Source organism: Burkholderia sp. Ac-20353 (genome assembly GCF_017104785.1).
Taxonomy (GTDB): Bacteria; Pseudomonadota; Gammaproteobacteria; order Burkholderiales; family Burkholderiaceae; genus Burkholderia.
The window spans coordinates 1-21,271 of the sequence record NZ_JAAGPL010000095.1; the positions used below are offsets into that span (position 1 = coordinate 1).

The 21,271-nt window shown below is 65.4% G+C and carries 16 protein-coding genes and 1 tRNA gene; 15 read left to right on the forward strand and 2 right to left on the reverse strand.

Annotated features, from left to right (window positions below; genetic code table 11):
* The 3 genes from tilS to G3N94_RS24370 form a co-directional block, all read left to right on the forward strand.
* Positions 1-260: tRNA lysidine(34) synthetase TilS (gene tilS / locus G3N94_RS24360; protein ID WP_205795122.1), on the forward strand; the 260-nt coding region annotated here is incomplete at its 5' end.
* A 385-nt stretch (positions 261-645) separates the two neighbouring features.
* Positions 646-1,896, forward strand: a complete 1,251-nt coding sequence (locus tag G3N94_RS24365; protein ID WP_205795123.1) for an aspartate kinase — start codon at positions 646-648, stop codon at positions 1,894-1,896.
* 116 nt (positions 1,897-2,012) lie between these two features.
* Positions 2,013-2,106: transfer RNA gene (locus G3N94_RS24370), tRNA-Ser, on the forward strand.
* Positions 2,107-2,166: 60 nt separating this feature from the next.
* Here G3N94_RS24370 and G3N94_RS24375 read toward each other — a convergent pair.
* A complete protein-coding gene (locus G3N94_RS24375) occupies positions 2,167-4,653 on the reverse strand; it encodes a mechanosensitive ion channel domain-containing protein (protein ID WP_205795124.1) in 2,487 nt (828 codons plus the stop codon).
* Positions 4,654-5,282: 629 nt separating this feature from the next.
* Here G3N94_RS24375 and G3N94_RS24380 point away from each other — a divergent pair.
* The 11 genes from G3N94_RS24380 to G3N94_RS24430 all read left to right on the forward strand — a co-directional run bounded on the left by G3N94_RS24380 (position 5,283) and on the right by G3N94_RS24430 (position 18,387).
* Positions 5,283-6,812, forward strand: coding sequence for an NADH-quinone oxidoreductase subunit M (locus G3N94_RS24380; protein ID WP_205795125.1), 1,530 nt, complete (start codon positions 5,283-5,285; stop codon positions 6,810-6,812).
* A 287-nt stretch (positions 6,813-7,099) separates the two neighbouring features.
* Positions 7,100-7,987 (forward strand): ubiquinol oxidase subunit II, encoded by an 888-nt coding sequence (cyoA, locus tag G3N94_RS24385; protein WP_205795126.1) that lies wholly within the window; start codon positions 7,100-7,102, stop codon positions 7,985-7,987.
* A gap of 3 nt (positions 7,988-7,990) precedes the next feature.
* Entirely contained in the window at positions 7,991-9,997 is a 2,007-nt protein-coding gene (gene cyoB / locus G3N94_RS24390; protein ID WP_205795127.1) for a cytochrome o ubiquinol oxidase subunit I, read from the forward strand.
* Positions 9,997-10,611, forward strand: coding sequence for a cytochrome o ubiquinol oxidase subunit III (gene cyoC / locus G3N94_RS24395; protein WP_205795128.1), 615 nt, complete (start codon positions 9,997-9,999; stop codon positions 10,609-10,611). The genes cyoB and cyoC overlap by 1 nt, the downstream gene beginning before the upstream one ends.
* On the forward strand, positions 10,612-10,944 hold the full coding sequence (gene cyoD, locus G3N94_RS24400) for a cytochrome o ubiquinol oxidase subunit IV (RefSeq protein ID WP_205795129.1): 333 nt from the start codon (positions 10,612-10,614) through the stop codon (positions 10,942-10,944).
* 299 nt (positions 10,945-11,243) lie between these two features.
* Positions 11,244-11,591, forward strand: a complete 348-nt coding sequence (locus G3N94_RS24405; RefSeq protein ID WP_205795130.1) for a hypothetical protein — start codon at positions 11,244-11,246, stop codon at positions 11,589-11,591.
* A gap of 185 nt (positions 11,592-11,776) precedes the next feature.
* Positions 11,777-13,660 carry an extracellular solute-binding protein gene (locus G3N94_RS24410; RefSeq protein WP_205795131.1) on the forward strand — a complete coding sequence of 628 codons (1,884 nt, stop codon included), beginning with the start codon at positions 11,777-11,779 and terminating at the stop codon, positions 13,658-13,660.
* Positions 13,661-13,730: 70 nt separating this feature from the next.
* The gene (locus G3N94_RS24415; RefSeq protein ID WP_205795132.1) at positions 13,731-14,774 is read left to right on the forward strand and encodes an ABC transporter permease subunit; all 1,044 of its coding nucleotides are present in this window, start codon (positions 13,731-13,733) and stop codon (positions 14,772-14,774) included.
* Positions 14,775-14,858: 84 nt separating this feature from the next.
* Positions 14,859-15,956: an ABC transporter permease gene (locus G3N94_RS24420; protein WP_205795133.1), complete on the forward strand. Its 1,098-nt coding sequence runs from the start codon at positions 14,859-14,861 to the stop codon at positions 15,954-15,956.
* Positions 15,953-17,572 carry a dipeptide ABC transporter ATP-binding protein gene (locus G3N94_RS24425; protein ID WP_205795134.1) on the forward strand — a complete coding sequence of 540 codons (1,620 nt, stop codon included), beginning with the start codon at positions 15,953-15,955 and terminating at the stop codon, positions 17,570-17,572. Before G3N94_RS24420 ends, G3N94_RS24425 begins: the two co-directional genes overlap by 4 nt.
* A 128-nt stretch (positions 17,573-17,700) precedes the next feature.
* Positions 17,701-18,387: a C40 family peptidase gene (locus G3N94_RS24430; protein ID WP_205795135.1), complete on the forward strand. Its 687-nt coding sequence runs from the start codon at positions 17,701-17,703 to the stop codon at positions 18,385-18,387.
* Between the two features lie 153 nt (positions 18,388-18,540).
* Here the strand turns inward: G3N94_RS24430 and G3N94_RS24435 are convergent, their stop codons facing one another.
* The gene (locus G3N94_RS24435) at positions 18,541-19,479 is read right to left on the reverse strand and encodes a patatin-like phospholipase family protein (RefSeq protein WP_205795136.1); all 939 of its coding nucleotides are present in this window, start codon (positions 19,477-19,479) and stop codon (positions 18,541-18,543) included.
* A 285-nt stretch (positions 19,480-19,764) separates the two neighbouring features.
* Here G3N94_RS24435 and gltX point away from each other — a divergent pair, with 285 nt between their 5' ends.
* Positions 19,765-21,174, forward strand: coding sequence for a glutamate--tRNA ligase (gene gltX, locus G3N94_RS24440; protein ID WP_205795137.1), 1,410 nt, complete (start codon positions 19,765-19,767; stop codon positions 21,172-21,174).
* The last annotated feature ends 97 nt before the right edge of the window (positions 21,175-21,271 follow it).

A 21,271-nucleotide genomic window follows, 5' to 3' on the forward strand; every position in this document is an offset into this window, starting at 1 on the left:
CGCTGCGCGCGGCTCCGCTGATCGCACGCGCCCGCGCTGGCGGCGAACGGATGCGCACGGCGCCGGGCGGGCCCGGCCGCACGCTGAAGAACCTGTTTCAGGAGCGCGGCGTGCCGGCGTGGCAGCGCGACGTGCCGCTGCTGTTCACGGGCGAGCGCCTGCTGTTCGTGCCGCGGCTCGGCGTCAATCGCGACGACGGTGCGCCTGGCAGCCGCGCATGGCGCCGGATCGAATGGCGCCCGGATCTGTTGATCGCGTAATTCGGGCGGAATCTTGCAAAGCACGTGCCCTGCTCGTGCACAAGTCGTGCACAACGCATGTGCAACGACGCCGCGCGCATTTTCACCATTTGGTAAACAGCGCCGGAACGCGTGCCGGCGCGGCATGCGGCTTGTCAACCGGGCGTTGATCGGGTACGCTCGGTCGTTTGCTCGGCTCGATTTTTGAGCTTTTTGTGCAGGTTTTCCGCGTGACGTACCCGGTTTGCGCGGCCTGATCGGCCTTCCGGGCAAAATCCGTCACGCTTGCGTGTTGCGTCCCAGCCGTTCCCCTCGTCGTCCGTCCACAGCCACAAGCCGCGTGACCGAACGGCAACGCGGCCTGCCCAGCGCGCCCGTGCGGTCTCTCCTCCAGTTCAGAACGACAATGGCACTCATCGTACATAAATACGGCGGCACTTCGATGGGCTCGGTCGAGCGCATCAAGAACGTCGCGAAACGCGTCGCAAAATGGCATCAGGCCGGGCACCAGCTGGTGGTCGTGCCGTCCGCGATGTCCGGCGAAACCAACCGTCTGCTCGGTCTCGCGAAAGAGATTTCGAGCCAGCCGAGCCCGCGTGAGCTCGACATGATCGCGTCGACCGGCGAGCAGGTCAGCGTCGGCCTGCTGTCGATCGCGCTGCAGGAAATCGGTGTCGAGGCCGTGAGCTATGCCGGCTGGCAAGTGCCGATCAAGACTGACAGCGCGTTCACGAAAGCGCGCATCCACTCGATCGACGACGAGCGCGTGAAGGCCGATCTGAACGCCGGCAAGGTCGTGATCATCACGGGCTTCCAGGGCGTCGATCCGGACGGCCACATCACGACGCTCGGCCGCGGCGGCTCGGACACGTCGGCGGTGGCGGTCGCAGCGGCGCTGGATGCCGAAGAGTGCCTGATCTATACGGACGTCGACGGCGTCTACACGACCGATCCGCGCGTGGTCGAAGAGGCGCGCCGCCTCGATCGCGTGACGTTCGAGGAGATGCTGGAAATGGCGAGCCTCGGCTCGAAGGTCCTGCAGATCCGCTCGGTCGAATTCGCCGGGAAATACCAGGTGAAGACGCGTGTGCTGTCGAGCCTGACCGATCCGCTGATTGCGCTCGACGAAGAAATGCGCTCGGGCACCCTGATTACTTTTGAAGAAGACGAGACCATGGAAAAGGCAGTCATTTCCGGCATCGCGTTCCAGCGCGACGAAGCACGCATTGCGGTGATGGGCGTGCCCGACAAGCCGGGCATCGCGTATCAGATCCTCGGCCCGGTCGCCGACGCGAACATCGACGTCGACATGATCATCCAGAACCAGAGCGTGCAGGGCAAGACGGACTTTACGTTCACGGTCGGCCGCGGTGACTACCAGCGCGCGATGGACATCCTGACCGACCAGGTCAAGGGCCACGTGAACGCCGAGCAGGTGCAGGGCGACCCGAAGGTGTCGAAGGTGTCGGTCGTCGGCGTCGGCATGCGTTCGCACGTCGGTGTCGCGAGCAAGATGTTCCGCACGCTGTCGGAAGAGGGCATCAACATCCAGATGATCTCGACGTCCGAGATCAAGATTTCGGTGCTGATCGACGAGAAGTACATGGAACTGGCGGTCCGCGCGCTGCACAAGGCATTCGAACTCGACCAGGCGTAATGAAATTTTCGTGATGCATTGAAGAAAAAAATGCATCAAAGAAATTGACCTGCGGTTCGAATCCCTATATTATTTCGTTCTCGTCGCACTGCCTCCCTGGTGCGAGCGAAAGTTTGGGAGACGTGGCCGAGAGGTCGAAGGCACTCCCCTGCTAAGGGAGCATCTGGGCCAAAACCTGGATCGAGGGTTCGAATCCCTCCGTCTCCGCCAGAAATGGCGGAACAAGCCCCGCAAGTTCTCGGACTTGCGGGGCTTTTCTTTTTCCGGTTCTCAGTTTGGCCTTGGCGAGCGCGTGCCGGGCGTCTTCGGCGCATTCGTCGTGCTGCGCGCGCCGTCGCTGTCGTCGCCGTCCGACGTATCCTCCTCGCGCGCGACCAGGCTGCGTTGCGGATTCGCGATCCGGATCCCGCGCGCACGGAACGTATCGGCGATCCGCCGGTTGAATTCGCGCTGCACGCCCCAGCGCGTCGTGTCCGTACACTGCATCTGCCCGCTCAGCGCGACCGCCGCGCCGTCGACCTGGTCGACGCCCCAATAGCTGAAATCCGACAGGATGCCGTCGCGGTACTTCGGATCGTCGCGTAATGCAGCGCCGATTTCCTTCAGGGTCGCGACCGCGCGATCGATGTCCTCGCCGTACGCGACGCTGACCTTGACGGCCGCGTTGCCAAGCCCGCGATTCGTGTTGTTGACGGTCGTCACCGAACTGAACGGGACCGTGTGCAGCGAGCCGTCGCCGGCGCGCAGTCGCACCGTGCGGATCGACAGGTACTCGACCGTGCCCGATACGCCGGCGAGCGTGACCCAGTCGCCGACCTGCATCGCGTTCTCCATCAGCAGGAAGATGCCGGTGATGAAGTCCTGCACGAGCTTCTGCGAGCCGAAGCCGAGCGCAACGCCGAAGATGCTGGCACCCGCGAGCAGCGGGCCGACGTTCACGCCGATCTCGCTCAGGCCCGTCATCACGACGACGAGCGCAATGAGCACGAACAGCAGAGAACGGATCATCGGCAGCAGCGTGCGCAGCCGCGCCGCGCGCATCAGGTTGCCGTCGCGGGTCCACTGCTGTAGGCGCCGTTCGATCGCGATGTTCGCGGCTTCCCACGCAACGAGCGCGATCACGGCGGCGATCGCGATCGTCGCGAGCGCCGATGCGAGACGGTGCCCGATCGTGCCGGACTCGAACGCGCGGAACACCGGTACACCCCAGATCCGCAGCAGCAGCACGATCGTCACGATGCCGATGAAGGCCGACACCAGTTGCCGCAGCAGCGGGTAGTAACGGTACGCGTGGCGATGGACGAGCGTGCGGTCGTCGTCGCGCTCGAACAGGCGCGCGAGCGCGCCGAACACGACGATCGACACGATTCGCATGCCGATCATCGCGGCGATCGAGCGGCCGCCGAGCGTGATCAGCACGCGGTAGCCGTGGTGGACGTCGAGCGCCCATACGAACCACAGCGCCATCACGACGAAGACAGCCGCGGGTGCCCACGCGTCCGCGAGCGCATTGCCGGCGACCGCGAACGACGGCCGGCCTGTGCCGAGTGCGCGGATCCGCGCGGCGACGGGGCGGCTGCATTGGAGGATCAGCACCGACACCATCACATGGCCGACGAGCGCGACGGCCTTCAGCAGCGCGACGTGGCCCGTTTCACTGAGGCCGAAGTTCGCGGCGATCTCGACGACGGCCGTGCAGCCACCGACGACGAGCACGATCCGGTCGATCGAGTGCTGCGCGAAGCCCGCCCACCGGTCGCTGATATGCAGCAGACGCAGTTGCGGCGCTTCCGGCTGGAAGAACAGCTCGCTCACGATCGCGATCAGGCGGCAGATCACGTAGATGTCGATCAGCGATTCGAGCGCGGTCTCGGCTGGCGTGCCGTTGGCGGCGAGGAGCGACGTGGTCAGGCTCGCGGCGCCGACGAACACGAGCAGCGGCACCGCACGCAGCAGCAGGCTCGCGATTGCGCGCGGCATCCGGTACAGCAGCGTGCGATGAAGCCGCGCGTGGCCGCGTCCGCGCAACGATGCCTGAGTCGCATCGGGGGAATCCGGCGGTTGCGCTGTGTCGGCCGTATCTGTCGCATCGGCTGCATCGGCCGCACCCGGATCATCGTCGGACGCTTGCGGGCCAGACGCGGGTCGGCGCGACATGCCCGCGCGACGCGCGGCCAGCGCGGTCAGCGTGCGTCGCAGCAACCGCCTCGAGAGCCATTCGACGACGAGCGCGGGCAGCAGCACGGCGACGATGATCGACAGTGCGTGCGCGAGGTCGGCGCGTTCGTCCGCGCGGACCAGCGTGTTGCGCCACCAGGTGCCGACCGAGCCGACGTCGTGCAGCGAGTGCAGCGACTCGCTCAGCGCAATACGGATTTCCGTTGCCCAGCGCGAGCCCTGGCGAACGAGCATCGACGCGAGGCCGTTCGACGTGAGCGCAGGCGGCGTCGCGGCCGTAGACGTGGCCGTAGATGCGGCGCTCGCGGGCACCGCCGCGTTCGCGGGAACCGTGGGCGTGCTCAGCGCGCCCGCGGCGGCGATTGCGCGCAAGGTCGTTTCGACCTGGGCCCGCTCGCGCGGATTCTCGAGCACGGCGAGCGCCTGTTGCGCCTGCTGTGGCGCCAGCGCAGGCACGGCGCCGGACGAGGCCGGTGCACTGGCCGATGCGCTTGCTGGCGCGCTGGCCGGCGCGGGGGGAGCCGCGTGGGCGGCGATGACGAATATCGCGAGCAGCGAGCCGAGCAGGAGGTGTCGCATGAGCTGACATGCGGGCGCGCGCCAGGGCGGTGGCCCGTCGAGGAGTGCGGTGGCTGAAGTTAACAAGATCGCTGCCGGAGCCGAATAGTTCCGTGTTTGTGGATTCGTGCGCAAGCGATGTGAGTTGCCGTCGCGGGGCGGCCGGATGGAAGAGGGCTGGCGCGGCGTTTGCCAATCGACGCGATTTGTCTGGCAGTCAGCGCCGTGAAATGAGTCATTGATATTTATTTGTAAGACGTGCTGTAAGAATTTCCGGCCATCACCAGCAGCGATTGGGCAACTGGCGAGCGATGTCGTCGCATGCGCGACGCCGGCCGGTCGAGTCAAAAATGCGGCGTTGCATCGAGAATCGATCGAGATCGCCCCCATTCATGACGCAAAATTACGTATAAAAATCATGCACATGTTCGCGTTACGCAAAAACACGAATTTGCTGCGCTGCAGAAAATAATCATCGGCCTTATGCTCGTTAACCCGGCAGAATTTGCGCGGCGTCAAGTTACCGCTTGATGGCGCTTTACATTTGCCCGACACCGGCGATCCACGAAATCTACCTGTCGATTCCATTTCGTTCCTTTCGTCGCGCCTGCCCCCGATCCAGCGCACGACACTCTCAAGGTTTGACTGACATGCATGATTTCCCCTATCTGAGCCTGGCGATCTGGGTTCCGATCCTGTTTGGCGTGTGCCTGTTGCGCGCCGGTTCCGACCGTCATCCACGCCGCACGCGGCTGATCGCGCTCGCCGGCGCGCTCGCGGGGTTCGCGGCCGTCGTGCCGCTCGTCACGGGCTTCGATACCCATTCGGCCGCGCTGCAATTCGTCGAGCACCGCGACTGGCTCGCCGCATTCGATTCGGGCTGGCGCCTCGGCATCGACGGCGCGTCGCTGTGGCTCGTCGTGCTGACCGCGTTCACCACGCTTGTGATCGTGATTGCGTCGTGGGAGTCGATCACGGTGCGCGTCGCGCAATACCTCGCGTCGTTCCTGATCCTGTCGGGGCTGATGGTCGGCGTGTTCGCGGCGCAGGACGGCCTGCTGTTCTTCATCTTCTTCGAGGCGACGCTGATTCCGCTCTACCTGCTGATTGGCACCTGGGGCCGCGAGCAGCGCGTGTACGCGGCGGTGAAGTTCTTCTTCATCTCGCTCGCGGGCTCGCTGCTGCTGCTGATGGCGATGCTGTACCTGTACGCGCAATCGCATACGTTCGACATGACGGCCTGGCGCACGCTGCAGCTCGGCTTCGCGCCGCAGCTGCTGGTGTTCCTCGGCTTCTTCGCGGCATTCGCGGTCAAGGTGCCGATGTGGCCGGTGCATACGTGGCTGCGCGACGTGTACTCGGATGGCCCGACGGGCGCCGCGCTGATGCTCGGCATGCTGAAGCTCGGCGGCTACGGGTTCCTGCGCTTCGCGCTGCCGATCACGCCGGATGCGAGCCACTTTTTCGCACCGGCGGTGATCGCGCTGTCGCTGTTCGCGATCGTCTACGCGAGCCTGCTCGCGCTCGCGCAGACCGACCTCGCGAAGCTGCTCGCGTATTCGACGGTCGCGCACATGGGGCTCGTCACGCTCGGCCTGTTCCTGTTCAACCGGATCGGCGTCGAAGGTGCGATCGTGCAGCTCGTGTCGTACGGCTTCGTCGCCGGTGCGATGCTGCTCTGCGTGAGCGTGCTCGCCGACCGCACGAAAACCCGCGCGATTGCCGAATACGGCGGTGTCGCGAGCGTGATGCCGCGTTTTGCGACGTTCGCGTTGCTGTTCTCGATGGCGAACATCGGACTGCCGGGCACGTCGGGCTTCGTCGGCGAGTTCATGGTCATCATGGGCGCGATCCGCTTCAACTTCTGGATCGGTGCGCTCGCCGCGCTGACGCTGATCTTCAGCGCGTCATACACGCTGTGGATGCTCAAGCGCGTGGTGTTCGGCAAGATCGCGAGCCCGCGCATCGCGCAGCTTGCCGACCTGAGCCGCCGCGAGATCGTGATGTTCGCGTCGCTCGCGCTCGTCGTACTGATGGTCGGCATCGATCCGAAGCCGTTCACCGATGCGATCGATCCGACGGTCGCGCGCCTGATCGACGAAGCCGATCACTCGAAGGTGCCTGCAGCGGACGGCGTCGCGCCCGCGCAGCCGGCCTACGTGGTGTCCGCGCACGACTGAACGTCGCCGCGCTCGCGCAACGGACTGCATGCGGCCTGCTGCAGGCGGCCCGTCGCATGCGGACGGTTGCGTGCGCATCTTTCCCTGTTCGCTGCTGTGTGCGGCGGGCTCGTGTGCGCGCATGCGACGCACCCCCGCGACAATCTGACTCAGGGCGAAAACTGAAATGATGATTTTCCTCAAGTGTTGATTTTCATACAATCCGCTCGCCGTATGATTCGGGCACTTTCGTGGATCGATTGTGCATCGGGCATACGCAACGGATTCAATGACGACCAGGCTGTGTAATGAATAGAAGAGCTTCAAGAGGCTTGTCGGCGCTGCTTTCAGTCGGCGCGGCAATGAGCCTTTCAGGGTGTAATTTAGATGTACTAAATCCGAAAGGGAGCATCGGCGCCGCGGAGAAGTCGCTGATCGCGACGTCGACGTGGGCGATGCTGATCGTCGTCGTGCCGGTGATCCTGCTGACGCTGTACTTCGCGTGGCGTTATCGCGCGTCGAACCGCAACGCGACCTATGCGCCGGAGTGGTCGCACTCGACCGCGATCGAAGTCGTGATCTGGACCGTGCCGACGCTGATCATCCTGTTCCTCGGCGTCCTCACGTGGAAGACCACGCACGAGCTCGACCCGTACAAGCCGCTCGAATCGTCGGTGAAGCCGATCGACGTCGAAGTCGTCGCGCTCGACTGGAAGTGGCTGTTCATCTATCCGGAGCTCGGCATCGCGTCGGTGAACCAGCTCGCGATTCCGGTCGGCACGCCGGTGAACTTCCGGATCACGTCGGATTCGGTGATGAACTCGTTCTTCATCCCGCAGCTCGGCGGCCAGGTCTATGCGATGGCCGGCATGCAGACGCGCCTGCACCTGATCGCCGATGAAGCGGGCGATTACGCGGGCACGTCTGCGAACTTCAGCGGCCGCGGCTTCTCCGACATGAAGTTCCGCACGCTCGCCGAGCCGCGCGAGCAGTTCGACGCATGGGTGCAGAAGGTGAGGGCATCGTCCGACCGGCTCGACATGACCGCGTACGGCACGGTCGCACAGCCGAGCGAGAAGGCGCCCGTGCGCTACTTCTCGTCGGTCGATCCGAAGCTCTTCCACAACATCATCGCGAAATACAACGATGGCCACGTCCTCGACCTGAAGGACGCCGCCTGCGGAACGAAGGGATAACGCATGTTCGGCAAACTGACACTTTCGGCGATCCCGTTCGATCAGCCCATCATCATGGGGGCGGGCGCCTTCATGGGGCTCGTCGTGCTGGGCATACTCGCCGCACTGACGATCTCCGGCCGGTGGAAATGGCTGTGGAGCGAATGGCTCACGTCGGTCGATCACAAGAAGATCGGCGCGATGTACATCATCGTTGCATTCATCATGCTGCTGCGCGGCTTCGCCGACGCGATCATGATGCGCCTGCAGCTCGCGCTGTCGTACAACGCGCCCGGCTTCCTGCCGCCGCATCACTATGACCAGATCTTCACCGCGCACGGCGTGATCATGATCTTCTTCATGGCGATGGTGTTCATGGTCGGCCTGATGAACCTGATCGTGCCGCTGCAGATCGGCGCGCGCGACGTCGCGTTCCCGTTCATCAACTCGCTGTCGTTCTGGATGACGGCGGTCAGCGCGATCCTGATCAACATCTCGCTCGTGATCGGCGAATTCGCGCAGACGGGCTGGCTCGCGTATCCGCCGCTGTCCGAGCTGCAGTACAGCCCGGGCGTCGGTGTCGACTATTACCTGTGGGCGCTGCAGATTTCCGGCGTCGGCACGTTGCTGACGGGCGTGAACTTCTTCGTGACGATCATCAAGATGCGCGCGCCGGGCATGACGCTGATGAAGATGCCCGTGTTCACGTGGACCGCGCTGTGCACGAACGTGCTGATCATGGCGTCGTTCCCGATCCTGACCGCGACGCTCGCGCTGCTCGGCCTCGACCGCTACTTCGGCATGCACTTCTTCACGAACGAAGCCGGCGGCAACGCGATGCTGTACCTGAACCTGATCTGGGCGTGGGGGCATCCGGAGGTGTACATCCTGATCCTGCCGGCGTTCGGGATCTTCTCGGAAGTCATTGCGACGTTCGCGAAGAAGCCGCTGTTCGGCTACAAGACGATGGTGTACGCGACCTGCGCGATCATGGTGCTGTCGTTCCTCGTGTGGCTGCATCACTTCTTCACGATGGGCTCCGGGGCGAACGTGAACGCGTTCTTCGGGATCATGACGATGATCATCGCGATCCCGACCGGCGTGAAGGTGTTCAACTGGCTGTTTACGATGTACCGCGGCAGGATCGAATTCACGACGCCCGTGCTGTGGACGATCGGTTTCATGGTCACGTTCACGCTCGGCGGGATGACCGGCGTGATGATGGCGATCCCCGGCGCGGACTTCGTGCTGCACAACAGCCTGTTCCTGATCGCGCACTTCCATAACGTGATCATCGGCGGCGTGCTGTTCGGCTATCTCGCGGGCTTCAACTACTGGTTCCCGAAGGCGTTCGGCTTCAAGCTGAACGAGAAGCTCGGCAAGGCCGCGTTCTGGTTCTGGCAGGTCGGCTTCTACGTCGCGTTCGTGCCGCTGTACGTGCTCGGCTTCATGGGCATGACGCGCCGCCTGAACCATTACGACAACCCGGCATGGCATCCGTGGCTGCTCGTCGCCGTGTTCGGTGCGGTGCTGATTGCGATCGGCATCGGCTGCCAGCTGCTGCAGCTCGTGGTCAGCATCCGCAACCGCAACCTGCCGCAATATCGCGACACGACGGGTGATCCGTGGGGCGGCCGCACGCTCGAATGGGCGACGACGTCGCCGCCGCCGGCATACAACTTCGCGGCGATTCCGCAAGTGCGCTCGCTCGATGCGTATGCCGACATGAAGGCGCGTGGCGACGGCCGGCCGAATCCGGCGACGTTGCGCGACATCCATATGCCGTCGAATACGTGCGCAGGCCTCGTGATCGGGATCTTCAGCCTCGCGCTCGGCTTCGCGCTCGTGTGGCACATCTGGTGGCTCGCGATCGCCGGGCTGGTCGGCATCGTCGCGACGCTCGCGATCTACAGCTCGCGTGACAACGATGGTTATTACATCCCCGCGTCGACCGTGCGGCGGATCGAAGAGAAGCAAGGCAAGACGCGCGTGGCCGCGCGTGTCGACGACGTCGAACTGGAGGCCAACTGATGTTGCAGAAAACCCTGGACGTGAACCTGCACGCGCACGATCACGCGGATGATCATCCGCCGTCGCATTCGGTGTTCGGTTTCTGGCTGTACCTGATGACCGACTGCGTGATCTTCGCGGCGTTGTTCGCGACGTTCGCGGTGCTCGGCCACCAGTTCGCGGGCGGGCCGACCGGAAAAGACCTGTTCGATATCCCGGGCGTCGCGGTCGAGACCGCGGCGCTGCTGCTGTCCAGCATCACGTACGGCTTCGCGATGCTCGGCGCGTATCGCGGCAAGCGCGGCGCGACGCTCGGTTGGCTCGCGGTGACGTTCGTGCTCGGCGCGGCGTTCCTCGCGATGGAACTGCGCGAGTTCTCGCACCTGATCGCGGAAGGCGCGGGCCCGCAGCGCAGCGCGTTCCTGTCGTCGTTCTTCACGCTTGTCGGCACGCACGGGCTGCACGTGACGGCCGGCCTCGTGTGGATGATCGTGCTCGTCGCGCAGATCATCGCGCGGCCCGAGCTGACAGATCGCGACATCCGGCGCCTGACGTGCCTGAGCCTGTTCTGGCACTTCCTCGACATCGTGTGGATCTGCGTGTTTTCCTTTGTCTATCTTGCGAGCGTGATCTAAATGGCCCATTCGCATTCGTCTCAACTTGAAGAAGGGCACGGCAGCGTCGGCGGCTATGTCGCCGGGTTCATCCTGTCGGTCGTGCTCACGGCCGCGTCGTTCGGGCTCGTGCTGGGCGGCGTGCTGTCACCGCACGCGTCGCTGGTCGCGCTCGCGGCGCTCGCGTTCGTGCAGATCGTCGTGCATCTCGTGTACTTCCTGCACATGAACGGCTCGTCCGGGCAGCGCTGGAACGTGATGGCGTTCAGCTACACGGTGCTGACGGCGGCGATCCTGATCATCGGTACGTTGTGGGTGATGCACAACGTCAGCATGAACATGATGTCGCGCTGAAGCGGCGTCGGGGGATACCACCCCGCATCGCGGTAAACGAACGAAGCGGCCCGTCGAGGGCCGCTTCAGACTGCTGACGAACCCCTCGTTTTTCGGAGCGAGGGGTTTTGTCATTTCATGGGTGTGACCAGCGCGCGGCCGCGCATGATGCGGCCCCGGTCGGGTGCCGAAAGTTACGAGACGTTACCGGCGCGTCCGCGTTGCGATTCCGCGCATCAGTTCTTACAAAGTGGAAATATGCATGCGCGCCGCATGCCGCTATAGTCCACTCATCCACGAAACAACCAGAAGAGGAATCCATGAAGACCTTGCGTGTTGCGTCGCTCATGACCGGAGTCACAGCCTTGCTCGTGTCGGGCGCAGCAATGGCGGGTGTCAATGTCGGGATCAACATAGGCGTGCCGGCACCGGTCTACGTCGCGCCTGCGCCGGTGTATGCACCGCCGCCTCCGCCGCCAGTCGTCTACCAGCCGGCACCCGTGTATGTGGCGCCCGCGCCGGCGATCGTGATCGGCTGGCACGGCGACCGCTACTGGGATGGCCGCCGCTACTGGGGCCGCGATGACTGGTATCGCCATCATGGCGGCTGGGATCGCGACCGCTGGGATCATGATCACGATCGCGGCCGCCATAATGGCTGGCATTGATCGCGGCAGGCATTGATCGCGCGCGCACCGCGCGTCGATGGCGTCGATGAAACCGCCCTGATGGGCGGTTTTTTCTTGCGTGCGCCGGTGTCGCGCGGCTGTCGGCCCTGCGTGATCGACTGCAATGCCTTATGAATGGGTAGAATCCTCGCACATTGCCCCCTTAATCGACCGACAGGGCCTCTATGACGAAGGGTTCGCCCCGGGCAGCCGCCACGCGTGCCCGTTCCGGCGCGGCACGGGCCATGCGCGCCGCCGGCCGCGTGGCGGCCGTGCTGCTGGCGCAGGCCGTGCTTGCCGCAACCACCGCACATGCGGTCCATGCGATTGCCCAGTACGGCGAGCCGAAGTATCCGCCGGGCTTCAAGCATTTCGACTACGTGAATCCGGACGCGCCGAAGGGTGGCACGCTCGTGCTCGCAAACCCGAACCGGCTCACGTCGTTCGACAAGTTCAACCCGTATACGATGCGCGGCAATATCGCGCCCGGCATCGACCTGCTGTTCGAGAGCCTGACGACCGGCAACTCGGACGAGCCGGCCTCCGCATACGGGCTGCTGGCCGACGACATTTCGATCGCGCCGGACAGGCTGTCGGTCACGTTCCACCTGAACCCGCGCGCGCGCTTCTCGAATGGCGACCCGGTGACGGCGGCCGACGTCAAGTATTCGTTCGACACGCTGAAGAGCAAGCAGGCGGCGCCGCAGTTCGGCGCATACCTCGCCGACATCACACGCGCGGTGATCGTCGACACCGAGACGGTGCGCTTCGAGTTTCGCCAGCACAACCGCGAACTGCCGCTGATCGCGGGCGGCGTGCCGGTGTTCTCGCGCAAATGGGGGCTGCGCGCGGACGGCACGCGGATCCCGTTCGACCAGCTCGCGTTCGAGCAGCCGATCGGCAGCGGCCCGTATCTGATCGAGCACTACGACAACGGCCGCACGATCACGTACCGGCGCAATCCCGCGTACTGGGGCGCCGACCTGCCGGTGCGGGTCGGCACCAACAACTTCGAGCACATCGTCTACAAGCTGTACGGCGACGGCGTCGCGCGGCTGGAGGCATTCAAGGCCGGCGAGTACGACGTGCTCGTCGAGTACATCGCGCGTAACTGGGTGCGGCGCGACGTCGGCAAACGCTTCGACAGCGGCGAGCTGGTCAAGCGCGAGTTCCGTCAGCACAACGGTGCGGGCATGCAGGGCTTCATGTTGAACCTGCGCCGGCCACGGTTCCGCGATGTGCGAGTGCGCAAGGCGCTCGATCTCGCGTTCGATTTCGAATGGCTGAACCGGCAGCTGTTCTACAGTGGCTACACGCGCCTCGACAGCTATTTCGCCGACACCGACCTGCAGGCGACCGGCACGCCGGGCGCGGGCGAGCTCACGCTGCTCGAGCCGCTGCGCGCGCAGCTCGACCCGGCGGTGTTCGGCCCGATGGTCGTGCAGCCGAATACGAATCCGCCGGGCTCGCTGCGCGCGAACCTGCTGAAGGCGCGCGCGCTGCTTGCCGAAGCCGGCTGGACCTATCGCGACGGCGCGCTGCGCAACGCGCAGGGCGAGCCGTTCACGTTCGAGATCCTCGACGACGCGGGCTCCGCATTCGAGCCGGTCGTGATCGCGTACCAGCGCAATCTCGCGAAGCTCGGCATCGACGCGCGATTCCGCACGGCCGATTACGCGTTGCTGCAGAAGCGTCTCGAAGCGTTCGACTACGACATGACGACGATCCGCTATCCGGGCGTGCAGGTACCGGGCGCCGAGCAGCTTGCGCGCTTTGGCAGCAAGTTCGCGGACGAACAGGGCTCCGACAACGTCACCGGGCTCAAGTCGCCGGCCGTCGATGCGCTGCTGCAGGCGCTCGGCGCCGCGCAGACCCGCGAACAGCTGCTCGATGCGACCCATGCGCTCGACCGCGTGCTGATGCACGGCTACTACGCGATCCCGCAGTGGTACAGCACGACGCACCGGATCGCGTACAAGCGCACGCTCGCGTATCCGCAGACGCTGCCGCTGTACTATTCGGCGGAGGGCTGGGTCGTGTCGACCTGGTGGGTCAAGCCGGGCAGTTGAGCCCGGCGCGCGCCTGCCGGCCGGGCCGGCCTTCGTCCAACCGTTGCCTATCGATCGCGAGTCGACGCCTATGTGGAGCTACATTCTCAAACGCCTGCTGCTGATGATCCCGACGCTCGTCGGCGTGCTGACGCTCACGTTCGTCGTGATCCAGTTCGTGCCGGGCGGCCCTGTCGAACAGGCCGTGCAGGAATTGCGCAAGGGCGCGGTGGAGCAGGGCGCGGTGCCGTTCGGGATGCGCGCGCACACGGGCGTCGATCCGCAGCAGATCGCGCAGCTGAAGGCGCTGTACGGTTTCGACAAGCCGCCGCTCGAGCGCTATGTGCTGATGTTGAAGCGCTTCGTGCGCTTCGACCTCGGCGACAGCTATTTTCGCCACCAGAGCGTATGGTCGCTGATCGTGCAGAAGCTGCCCGTGTCGATCAGCATCGGGCTCTGGACGTTCTTCCTCACCTACCTGATCTCGGTGCCGCTCGGCATCGCGAAGGCCGTGCGCAACGGCTCGCCGTTCGACGTCGCGACGAGCCTCGTCGTGCTCGTCGGCTATGCGATTCCGGGCTTCGTGCTCGGCGTGCTGCTGCTCGTGCTGTTCGGTGGCGGGTCGTTCTGGCAGCTGTTTCCGCTGCGCGGGCTCACGTCGGACAACTTCGCGAACCTGTCGCTCGCCGGCAAGATCCTCGACTATCTGTGGCACATCGCGCTGCCGATCACCGCGTCGGTCGTCGGCAGCTTTGCGGTCATCACGATGCTGACGAAGAACGCGTTCCTCGACGAGATCCGCCGGCAGTACGTGCTGACCGCGCGCGCGAAGGGGCTAGCCGAGCGCACCGTGCTGTGGAAGCACGTGTTCCGCAATGCGATGCTGCCGCTCATCGTCGGGTTTCCGGCCGCCTTCATCGGCGCGTTCTTTACCGGCAGCCTGCTGATCGAGACGCTGTTTTCGCTCGACGGCCTCGGGCTGTTGTCGTACGAATCGGTGATACGGCGGGATTACCCGGTCGTGCTCGGCACGCTGTATCTGTTTACGCTGATCGGGCTCGCGACCAAGCTGATTTCCGATCTTTGCTACGTGTGGGTCGACCCGCGCATTCAATTCGAAAACCTGGAGCGCTGATTTGAGACGACTCCCACGCTCGCGTTGCCGACAAGGCTTCAACGCTGCCGCCGGCACGCCACGGACGGCCCGCGGAGGGCGCGCATGAGCCAGGCCACCGTGTCGTCCCGCGTCGACGCCGCGCGCGCGCGTGTGTCGCCGTCGCCTGCGCGCCGCGTATGGCAGCGCTTCACGCAGCAGCGCCTCGGCTACTGGAGCCTCGTGATCTTCGTCGTCGCGTTCGCGGCGAGCCTCGCCGCGCCGCTGTGGTCGAACGACAAGCCGCTCGTCGTGCGCTACGACGGCCACTATTACTTCCCGATGTTCCACGCGTATCCGGAGACGACCTTCGGCGGCGACTTCCCGACGCCCGCCGACTACCTCGATCCGTATATCCGCAAGCGCCTCCAGGCGCCCGGCAACTTCGTCGTCTATCCGCCGAACCGCTACCACTACGACACGCTGAACTATTTCTCGACGGTGCCGAACCCCGCACCGCCGTCGCGCGAGAACTGGCTCGGCACCGACGCGCAGGGGCGCGACCTGCTCGCGCGGCTCGTCTACGGGTTCCGCGTGTCGGTCGAATTCGGGCTGATCCTGACCTTGATCGGCACGATCCTCGGCATCGCCGCAGGCGCAGTGCAGGGCTTCTTCGGCGGCCGCATCGACATCGTCGGGCAGCGCCTGATCGAGATCTGGAGCTCGCTGCCCGAGCTGTACCTGCTGATCATCTTCGCGTCGATCTTCGAGCCGAGCTTCCTGCTGCTGATCGTGCTGCTGTCGCTGTTCGGCTGGATCGGGCTCGCCGACTACGTACGCGCTGAATTCCTGCGCAACCGCACGCAGGACTACGTGCGTGCGGCGCGCGCGATGGGGCTGTCGAACGGGCAGATCATCTGGCGCCACGTGCTGCCGAACAGCCTGACGCCGGTGATCACGTTCCTGCCGTTCCGGATGAGCGGCGCGATTCTCGCGCTCACGAGCCTCGACTTTCTCGGGCTCGGCGTGCCGCCGCCGACGCCGAGCCTCGGCGAGCTGCTCGCGCAGGGCAAGGGCAACCTCGATGCATGGTGGATTTCACTGTCGACGTTCGGCGTGCTGGTCGCGACGCTGCTGTTGCTGACCTTCATGGGCGACGCGCTGCGTAACGCGCTCGACACACGGATGGCCGACTCCGTGAAGGCGGCGGGAGGCCAGCGATGAGCGCGCCGACGCTGCTGCCGGACGAGCCGCTGCTGTCGCTCGAGCGCGTGCAGGTGCGCTTCGGAGACACCGTCGCGGTCGAGGACGTGACGCTCGCGATCGGCCGCGGCGAGCGCGTCGCGCTCGTCGGCGAGTCGGGCTCGGGCAAGAGCGTGACCGCGCTGTCGGTGCTGCGCTTGTTGCGCGATGCTCAGGTGAGCGGCACGATCCGCTTCGCCGGCCGGGATCTCGCGGACTGCAGCGAGCGCGAGATGCGCGGGCTGCGCGGCTCCGACATTGCGATGATCTTCCAGGAGCCGATGACGGCGCTCAATCCGCTGTACACGATCGGCTCGCAGATCGGCGAGACGATCATGCTGCACGACAGGGTGACGGCCGGGGAGGCGCGCAAGCGGGCGATCGCGCTGCTCGCGCGCACCGGCATCGCCGAGCCGGACAAGCGCGTCGACAGCTATCCGCACCAGCTGTCGGGCGGCCAGCGGCAGCGCGCGATGATCGCGATGGCACTCGCGTGCCGCCCGCGCCTGTTGCTCGCGGACGAGCCGACGACCGCGCTCGACGTGACGATCCGCGCGCAGATCGTCGAGCTGCTGCTCGAGCTGCAGCGCGACGAAGCCGAGAAGCGCGGGATGGCGATCCTGCTGATCACGCACGACCTGAACCTCGTACGGCACTTCGCCGATCGCGTGGCGGTGATGGAGCGCGGCCGGCTCGTCGAAAGCGGGCCGGTCGAGCGGATCTTCGCGGCGCCCGAGCACCCGTACACGCAGCGTCTGCTGAACAGCCGGCCGCAGCGTGCGGTGATGCCGGTGATGCCGATCGCACCCGTGCTGCTCGACGCGCGCCACGTGACCGTGCAGTTCGCGCGCAAGCGGCCGGGGGTGGCGGGCTGGTTCCGGTCGGCAAGCGTGACCGCGGTCGCGGACGTGTCGGTGTCGGTGCGACAGGGCGAGACGCTCGGGGTCGTCGGCGAGTCGGGGTCCGGCAAGTCGACGCTCGCGATGGCGCTGCTCGGGCTGCAGAAGACCGCGCACGGCGAGATCGAATTCCAGGGGCGCGCGCTGTCGAGCTACCGCGGCCGCGAGCAGACCGCGCTGCGCTCGAACATGCAGGTCGTATTTCAGGATCCATTCAGTTCGCTGTCGCCGCGCCACACGATCGAGCGGATCGTCGGCGAGGGGCTCGAGCTGCATCGTCCGGACATGTCGGCCGACGCGCGGCGCGCGAAGTCGCTCGCGGTGCTGCGCGAAGTCGGCCTCGACCGCACCGTGATGCACCGCTATCCGCACGAGTTCTCGGGTGGGCAGCGCCAGCGGATCGCGATCGCCCGTGCGCTCGTGCTCGAGCCGCGCATCCTGATCCTCGACGAGCCGACGTCGGCGCTCGACGTGTCGATCCAGCAGCAGGTGCTGAAGCTGCTCGCGAATTTGCAACAGAAATACAACCTCGGCTACGTGTTCATCAGCCACGACCTCGAGGTGATCGGCGCGATGGCGCACCGCGTCGCGGTGATGCAGGACGGGGCGATCGTCGAGTCCGGCGACGTCGCCGACATCTTCACGAAACCGTCACATCCTTACACACAAAAGCTATTGAAAGCGGTCTGGAAAGCGTGATAGGACGCCAATGATCTGACTATCTCGATTGTATTTTTTAATTTGTTTTGACAAACGAATACGCGCTGGCTAGTATCGACCGAAATTTTCCGCCAATCAGCTGATTTTTAAGCATAATCCATCGACCAATGCAGCACCGATCCCTCACCCAGGCATGCGCGCGCGCCGTCGCCGGGATGTTCATTGGCGTCCTGTTCGCTGCAACTTCCGGCGCGTTCGCCGACGAAGTCAGCGGTTTTAACCAGAATGCCGCATTTTCGACACAATCCGGGTCGAATTCCTCCCTGAATTCCGCAACGAGCGTCCAGCCGTCGGCTTCGACGGGCGGCGCGAAGTCGTTCCTCGCCGGTATGGCGGGCAAGGCAGGTGACGTCGTCGTCGGCGCGCTGAACATGATCGGCGTCCGCTATCGCTGGGGCGGCAACTCGCCGGATTCGGGCCTCGACTGCAGCGGCTTCGTGCGCTACGTGTTCCAGGACACGCTCGGCATGTCGCTGCCGCGCCGCGCGGAAGAGATGAGCCGGGTCGGCGAGAAGGTGAGCATGAGCAACCTGAAGCCGGGCGATCTCGTGTTCTTCAACACGATGCGCCGCACGTTCTCGCACGTCGGCATCTACATCGGCGACAACAAGTTCGTGCATTCGCCGTCGACGGGCAGCACCGTGCGCGTCGACGATCTCGATAGCGGCTACTGGGAAAAGCGTTTCACCGGCGCGCGCCGGATCGAGTCGCAGTTCCCGATGAAGGCTGACGATCTGCGCCAGCGCGTGCGCGCGACGATCGGCGACGACGCGGCGAACAACGGCAGCAACTGACCGGCAACTGACATTCGCAGGCAGTCGGATCGAAACGGAAAACCCCTGTCGCCGAAAGGCGGCAGGGGTTTTTTGCTTTTGGGGCTGGCCGAAGCGAAGCGGCAGGGGCGCCGTTTTCTGCGGGCCGGCGCCCCCGGGTGCCGCGCTGCGCGCTTACGCCGCCGCGACGCCGCGGGCGGCCGCGAGCTTGCGCTGCAGTTCGGGCATGATGCGCGCGACCGCTTCCTCGCCGGCGAGAATCGCCGCGTTGCGCTGGTTGAAATCGCTGCCGCCCATCGCGTTGAGGTTCGGGCGGATCACGACGTCCGCGTACTTGTCGAGCTCGTAGGTCTTGATCGTCTGGCCCATGATCGTGAACGTCTGCAGCAGCATCTCGATCGGGTTGTTGGTCGCCGCGCCGTCCGGGCGCGAGGAAATGTCGACCGCGATCACGAAGGTCGCGCCCATCTTGCGCGCATAGGACGCGGGCACCGGGCTCACGAGGCCGCCGTCGACATACTCGCGGCTGCCGATCTTCACCGGCTCGAACACCGATGGCACGCTGCACGACGCGCGCACCGCGAGGCCCGTGTTGCCCTGCTGGAACAGCAGCGGCTGGCCGTTCTGCAGGTCGGTCGCGACGATGCCGAGCGGCTTCGTCATCTTCTCGATCGGCCGGTTGTTCAGCGACTTGTTGATGAAGTTCTGCAGCGCGACGCCCTGCAGCAGCCCGCGCGAGCGGAACGGCAGCGCCCAGTCGCTGATCGCGGACTGGTCCATTTCGAGCGCGAGCTTGTTGAGCTGCAGCGCGTTCATCCCCGATGCATAGAGCGAACCGACGACCGAGCCCGCGCTCGTGCCGGCGATGAGATCGACCGGGATGCCGCGCGCCTCGAGCCCCTTCAGCACGCCGATGTGCGCGAAGCCGCGTGCGGCGCCGCCGCCGAGCGCGATGCCGATCTTCACCGGCTTCTCGTGCGGCTGGACCGCCGTGGCGGCGTTGTCGGGGCGGCTCTTGCCGCCGAGCGACGTGCAGGCGGCGAGGCTGGCGGCGACGCCGGCGGAAGTGGCGGCGATCGTGAATTGACGGCGCGACAGGCGAGGGGATGACATCGAAGGTTCTCCAGCTGCGGGCGGCGGGTGGCGGGCGAAGGGCCCGCCACGCCGGTTTGTTCCGGGCGGCGGCGCGGCAGTTCCGCGCGGCCGGCGCGGCGCCGGCAGGCGGCCGCGGCGCGCACATCATAAAGCAAGCGCGGCGCTTGGCGCGAAGGGCGGCGCGAGTATAATTCCTGCTTCATTTCCGTTCCGGGCATCGCCGGCCCCGTTGCAGCATCCGGGCAGCGGCCGCCGATCCCGCGTCGAATCATTCACGCGCCCCAGGCGTTCGAGTTACCGTTTATGACCCGTCCTGTCCGTACCCGCTTCGCGCCGAGCCCCACCGGCTTCATCCACCTCGGCAACATCCGCTCCGCACTCTATCCGTGGGCGTTCGCCCGCAAGATGAAGGGCACGTTCGTGCTGCGCATCGAGGATACCGACGTCGAGCGTTCGTCGGCGGAAGCGGTCGACGCGATCCTCGAAGGGATGCAGTGGCTCGACCTCGATTTCGACGAAGGCCCGTTCTACCAGATGCAACGGATGGACCGCTATCGCGAGGTGCTCGCGAAGATGCTCGAAGAGGGCCTCGCGTACCCGTGCTACATGTCGACCGAGGAACTCGACGCGCTGCGCGAGCGCCAGCGTGAAGCGGGCCTGAAGCCGCGCTATGACGGCACGTGGCGTCCGGAGCCGGGCAAGGTGCTGCCCGAGCCGCCCGCCGGCGCGAAGCCGGTGCTGCGTTTCCGCAACCCGCTGACGGGCACCGTCGCGTGGGACGATGCGGTGAAGGGGCGCGTCGAGATCTCGAACGAGGAGCTCGACGATCTCGTGATCGCGCGTCCGGACGGCACGCCGATGTACAACTTCTGCGTGGTGGTCGACGACCTCGACATGGGGATCACGCACGTGATCCGCGGCGACGATCACGTGAACAACACGCCGCGCCAGATCAACATCCTGAACGCGCTTGGCGGCGAAGCGCCGGTGTACGCGCACCTGCCGACCGTGCTCAACGAGCAGGGCGAGAAGATGAGCAAACGTCATGGCGCGATGAGCGTGATGGCGTATCGCGACGCAGGCTATCTGCCGGAAGCGGTCGTGAACTACCTCGCGCGCCTCGGCTGGTCGCACGGCGACGCCGAGATCTTCTCGCGCGAACAGTTCGTCGAATGGTTCGACCTCGAGCATCTCGGCAAGTCGCCGGCGCAGTACGACCACAACAAGCTGAACTGGCTGAACAACCACTACATCAAGGAAGCGGACAATGCGCGTCTCGCGGGCCTGTCGAAGCCGTTCTTCGCGGCAGCCGGCATCGACGACGCGGCACTTGCGAGCGGCCCTGATCTCGAAGCGGTGATCGGCCTGATGAAGGACCGCACGTCGACGCTGAAGGAGCTCGCGGAGGGCGCGGCCATGTTCTACCGCGCGCCGGCGCCGGAAGCGGACGCGCTCGCGCAGCACGTGACCGATGTGGTGCGTCCGGCGCTGGCCGAGCTCGCGGCCGCGCTGAAGACGGCCGAGTGGACCAAGGAAGCCATTTCGGCCGCGCTGAAGGCAGCGCTGGCTGCGCACAAGCTGAAGATGCCGCAACTGGCGATGCCGGTGCGCCTGCTGGTGGCGGGCACGACGCATACGCCGTCGATCGACGCGGTGCTGATGCTGTTCGGCCGTGATGCTGTCGTGTCGCGCATCGAGGCTGTGCTGGCCTGAGGTTCGCGCATTCGCGAAGCCGCCGGACGGTGGCTTCGCAAAAAATTTTGCTCGAATCGCAAAAAGGGTATTTACAAGCTCAAAGTTGGTCCATATA

Bases quoted from the DNA above. Each gene is read 5' to 3' on its own strand.
- G3N94_RS24365 (WP_205795123.1), top strand. From the start codon at position 646: ATGGCACTCATCGTACATAAATACGGCGGCACTTCGATGGGCTCGGTC.
- G3N94_RS24375 (WP_205795124.1), bottom strand. From the start codon at position 4,653: ATGCGACACCTCCTGCTCGGCTCGCTGCTCGCGATATTCGTCATCGCC.
- G3N94_RS24380 (WP_205795125.1), top strand. From the start codon at position 5,283: ATGCATGATTTCCCCTATCTGAGCCTGGCGATCTGGGTTCCGATCCTG.
- cyoA (WP_205795126.1), top strand. From the start codon at position 7,100: ATGAATAGAAGAGCTTCAAGAGGCTTGTCGGCGCTGCTTTCAGTCGGC.
- cyoB (WP_205795127.1), top strand. From the start codon at position 7,991: ATGTTCGGCAAACTGACACTTTCGGCGATCCCGTTCGATCAGCCCATC.
- cyoC (WP_205795128.1), top strand. From the start codon at position 9,997: ATGTTGCAGAAAACCCTGGACGTGAACCTGCACGCGCACGATCACGCG.
- cyoD (WP_205795129.1), top strand. From the start codon at position 10,612: ATGGCCCATTCGCATTCGTCTCAACTTGAAGAAGGGCACGGCAGCGTC.
- G3N94_RS24405 (WP_205795130.1), top strand. From the start codon at position 11,244: ATGAAGACCTTGCGTGTTGCGTCGCTCATGACCGGAGTCACAGCCTTG.
- G3N94_RS24410 (WP_205795131.1), top strand. From the start codon at position 11,777: ATGACGAAGGGTTCGCCCCGGGCAGCCGCCACGCGTGCCCGTTCCGGC.
- G3N94_RS24415 (WP_205795132.1), top strand. From the start codon at position 13,731: ATGTGGAGCTACATTCTCAAACGCCTGCTGCTGATGATCCCGACGCTC.
- G3N94_RS24420 (WP_205795133.1), top strand. From the start codon at position 14,859: ATGAGCCAGGCCACCGTGTCGTCCCGCGTCGACGCCGCGCGCGCGCGT.
- G3N94_RS24425 (WP_205795134.1), top strand. From the start codon at position 15,953: ATGAGCGCGCCGACGCTGCTGCCGGACGAGCCGCTGCTGTCGCTCGAG.
- G3N94_RS24430 (WP_205795135.1), top strand. From the start codon at position 17,701: ATGCAGCACCGATCCCTCACCCAGGCATGCGCGCGCGCCGTCGCCGGG.
- G3N94_RS24435 (WP_205795136.1), bottom strand. From the start codon at position 19,479: ATGTCATCCCCTCGCCTGTCGCGCCGTCAATTCACGATCGCCGCCACT.
- gltX (WP_205795137.1), top strand. From the start codon at position 19,765: ATGACCCGTCCTGTCCGTACCCGCTTCGCGCCGAGCCCCACCGGCTTC.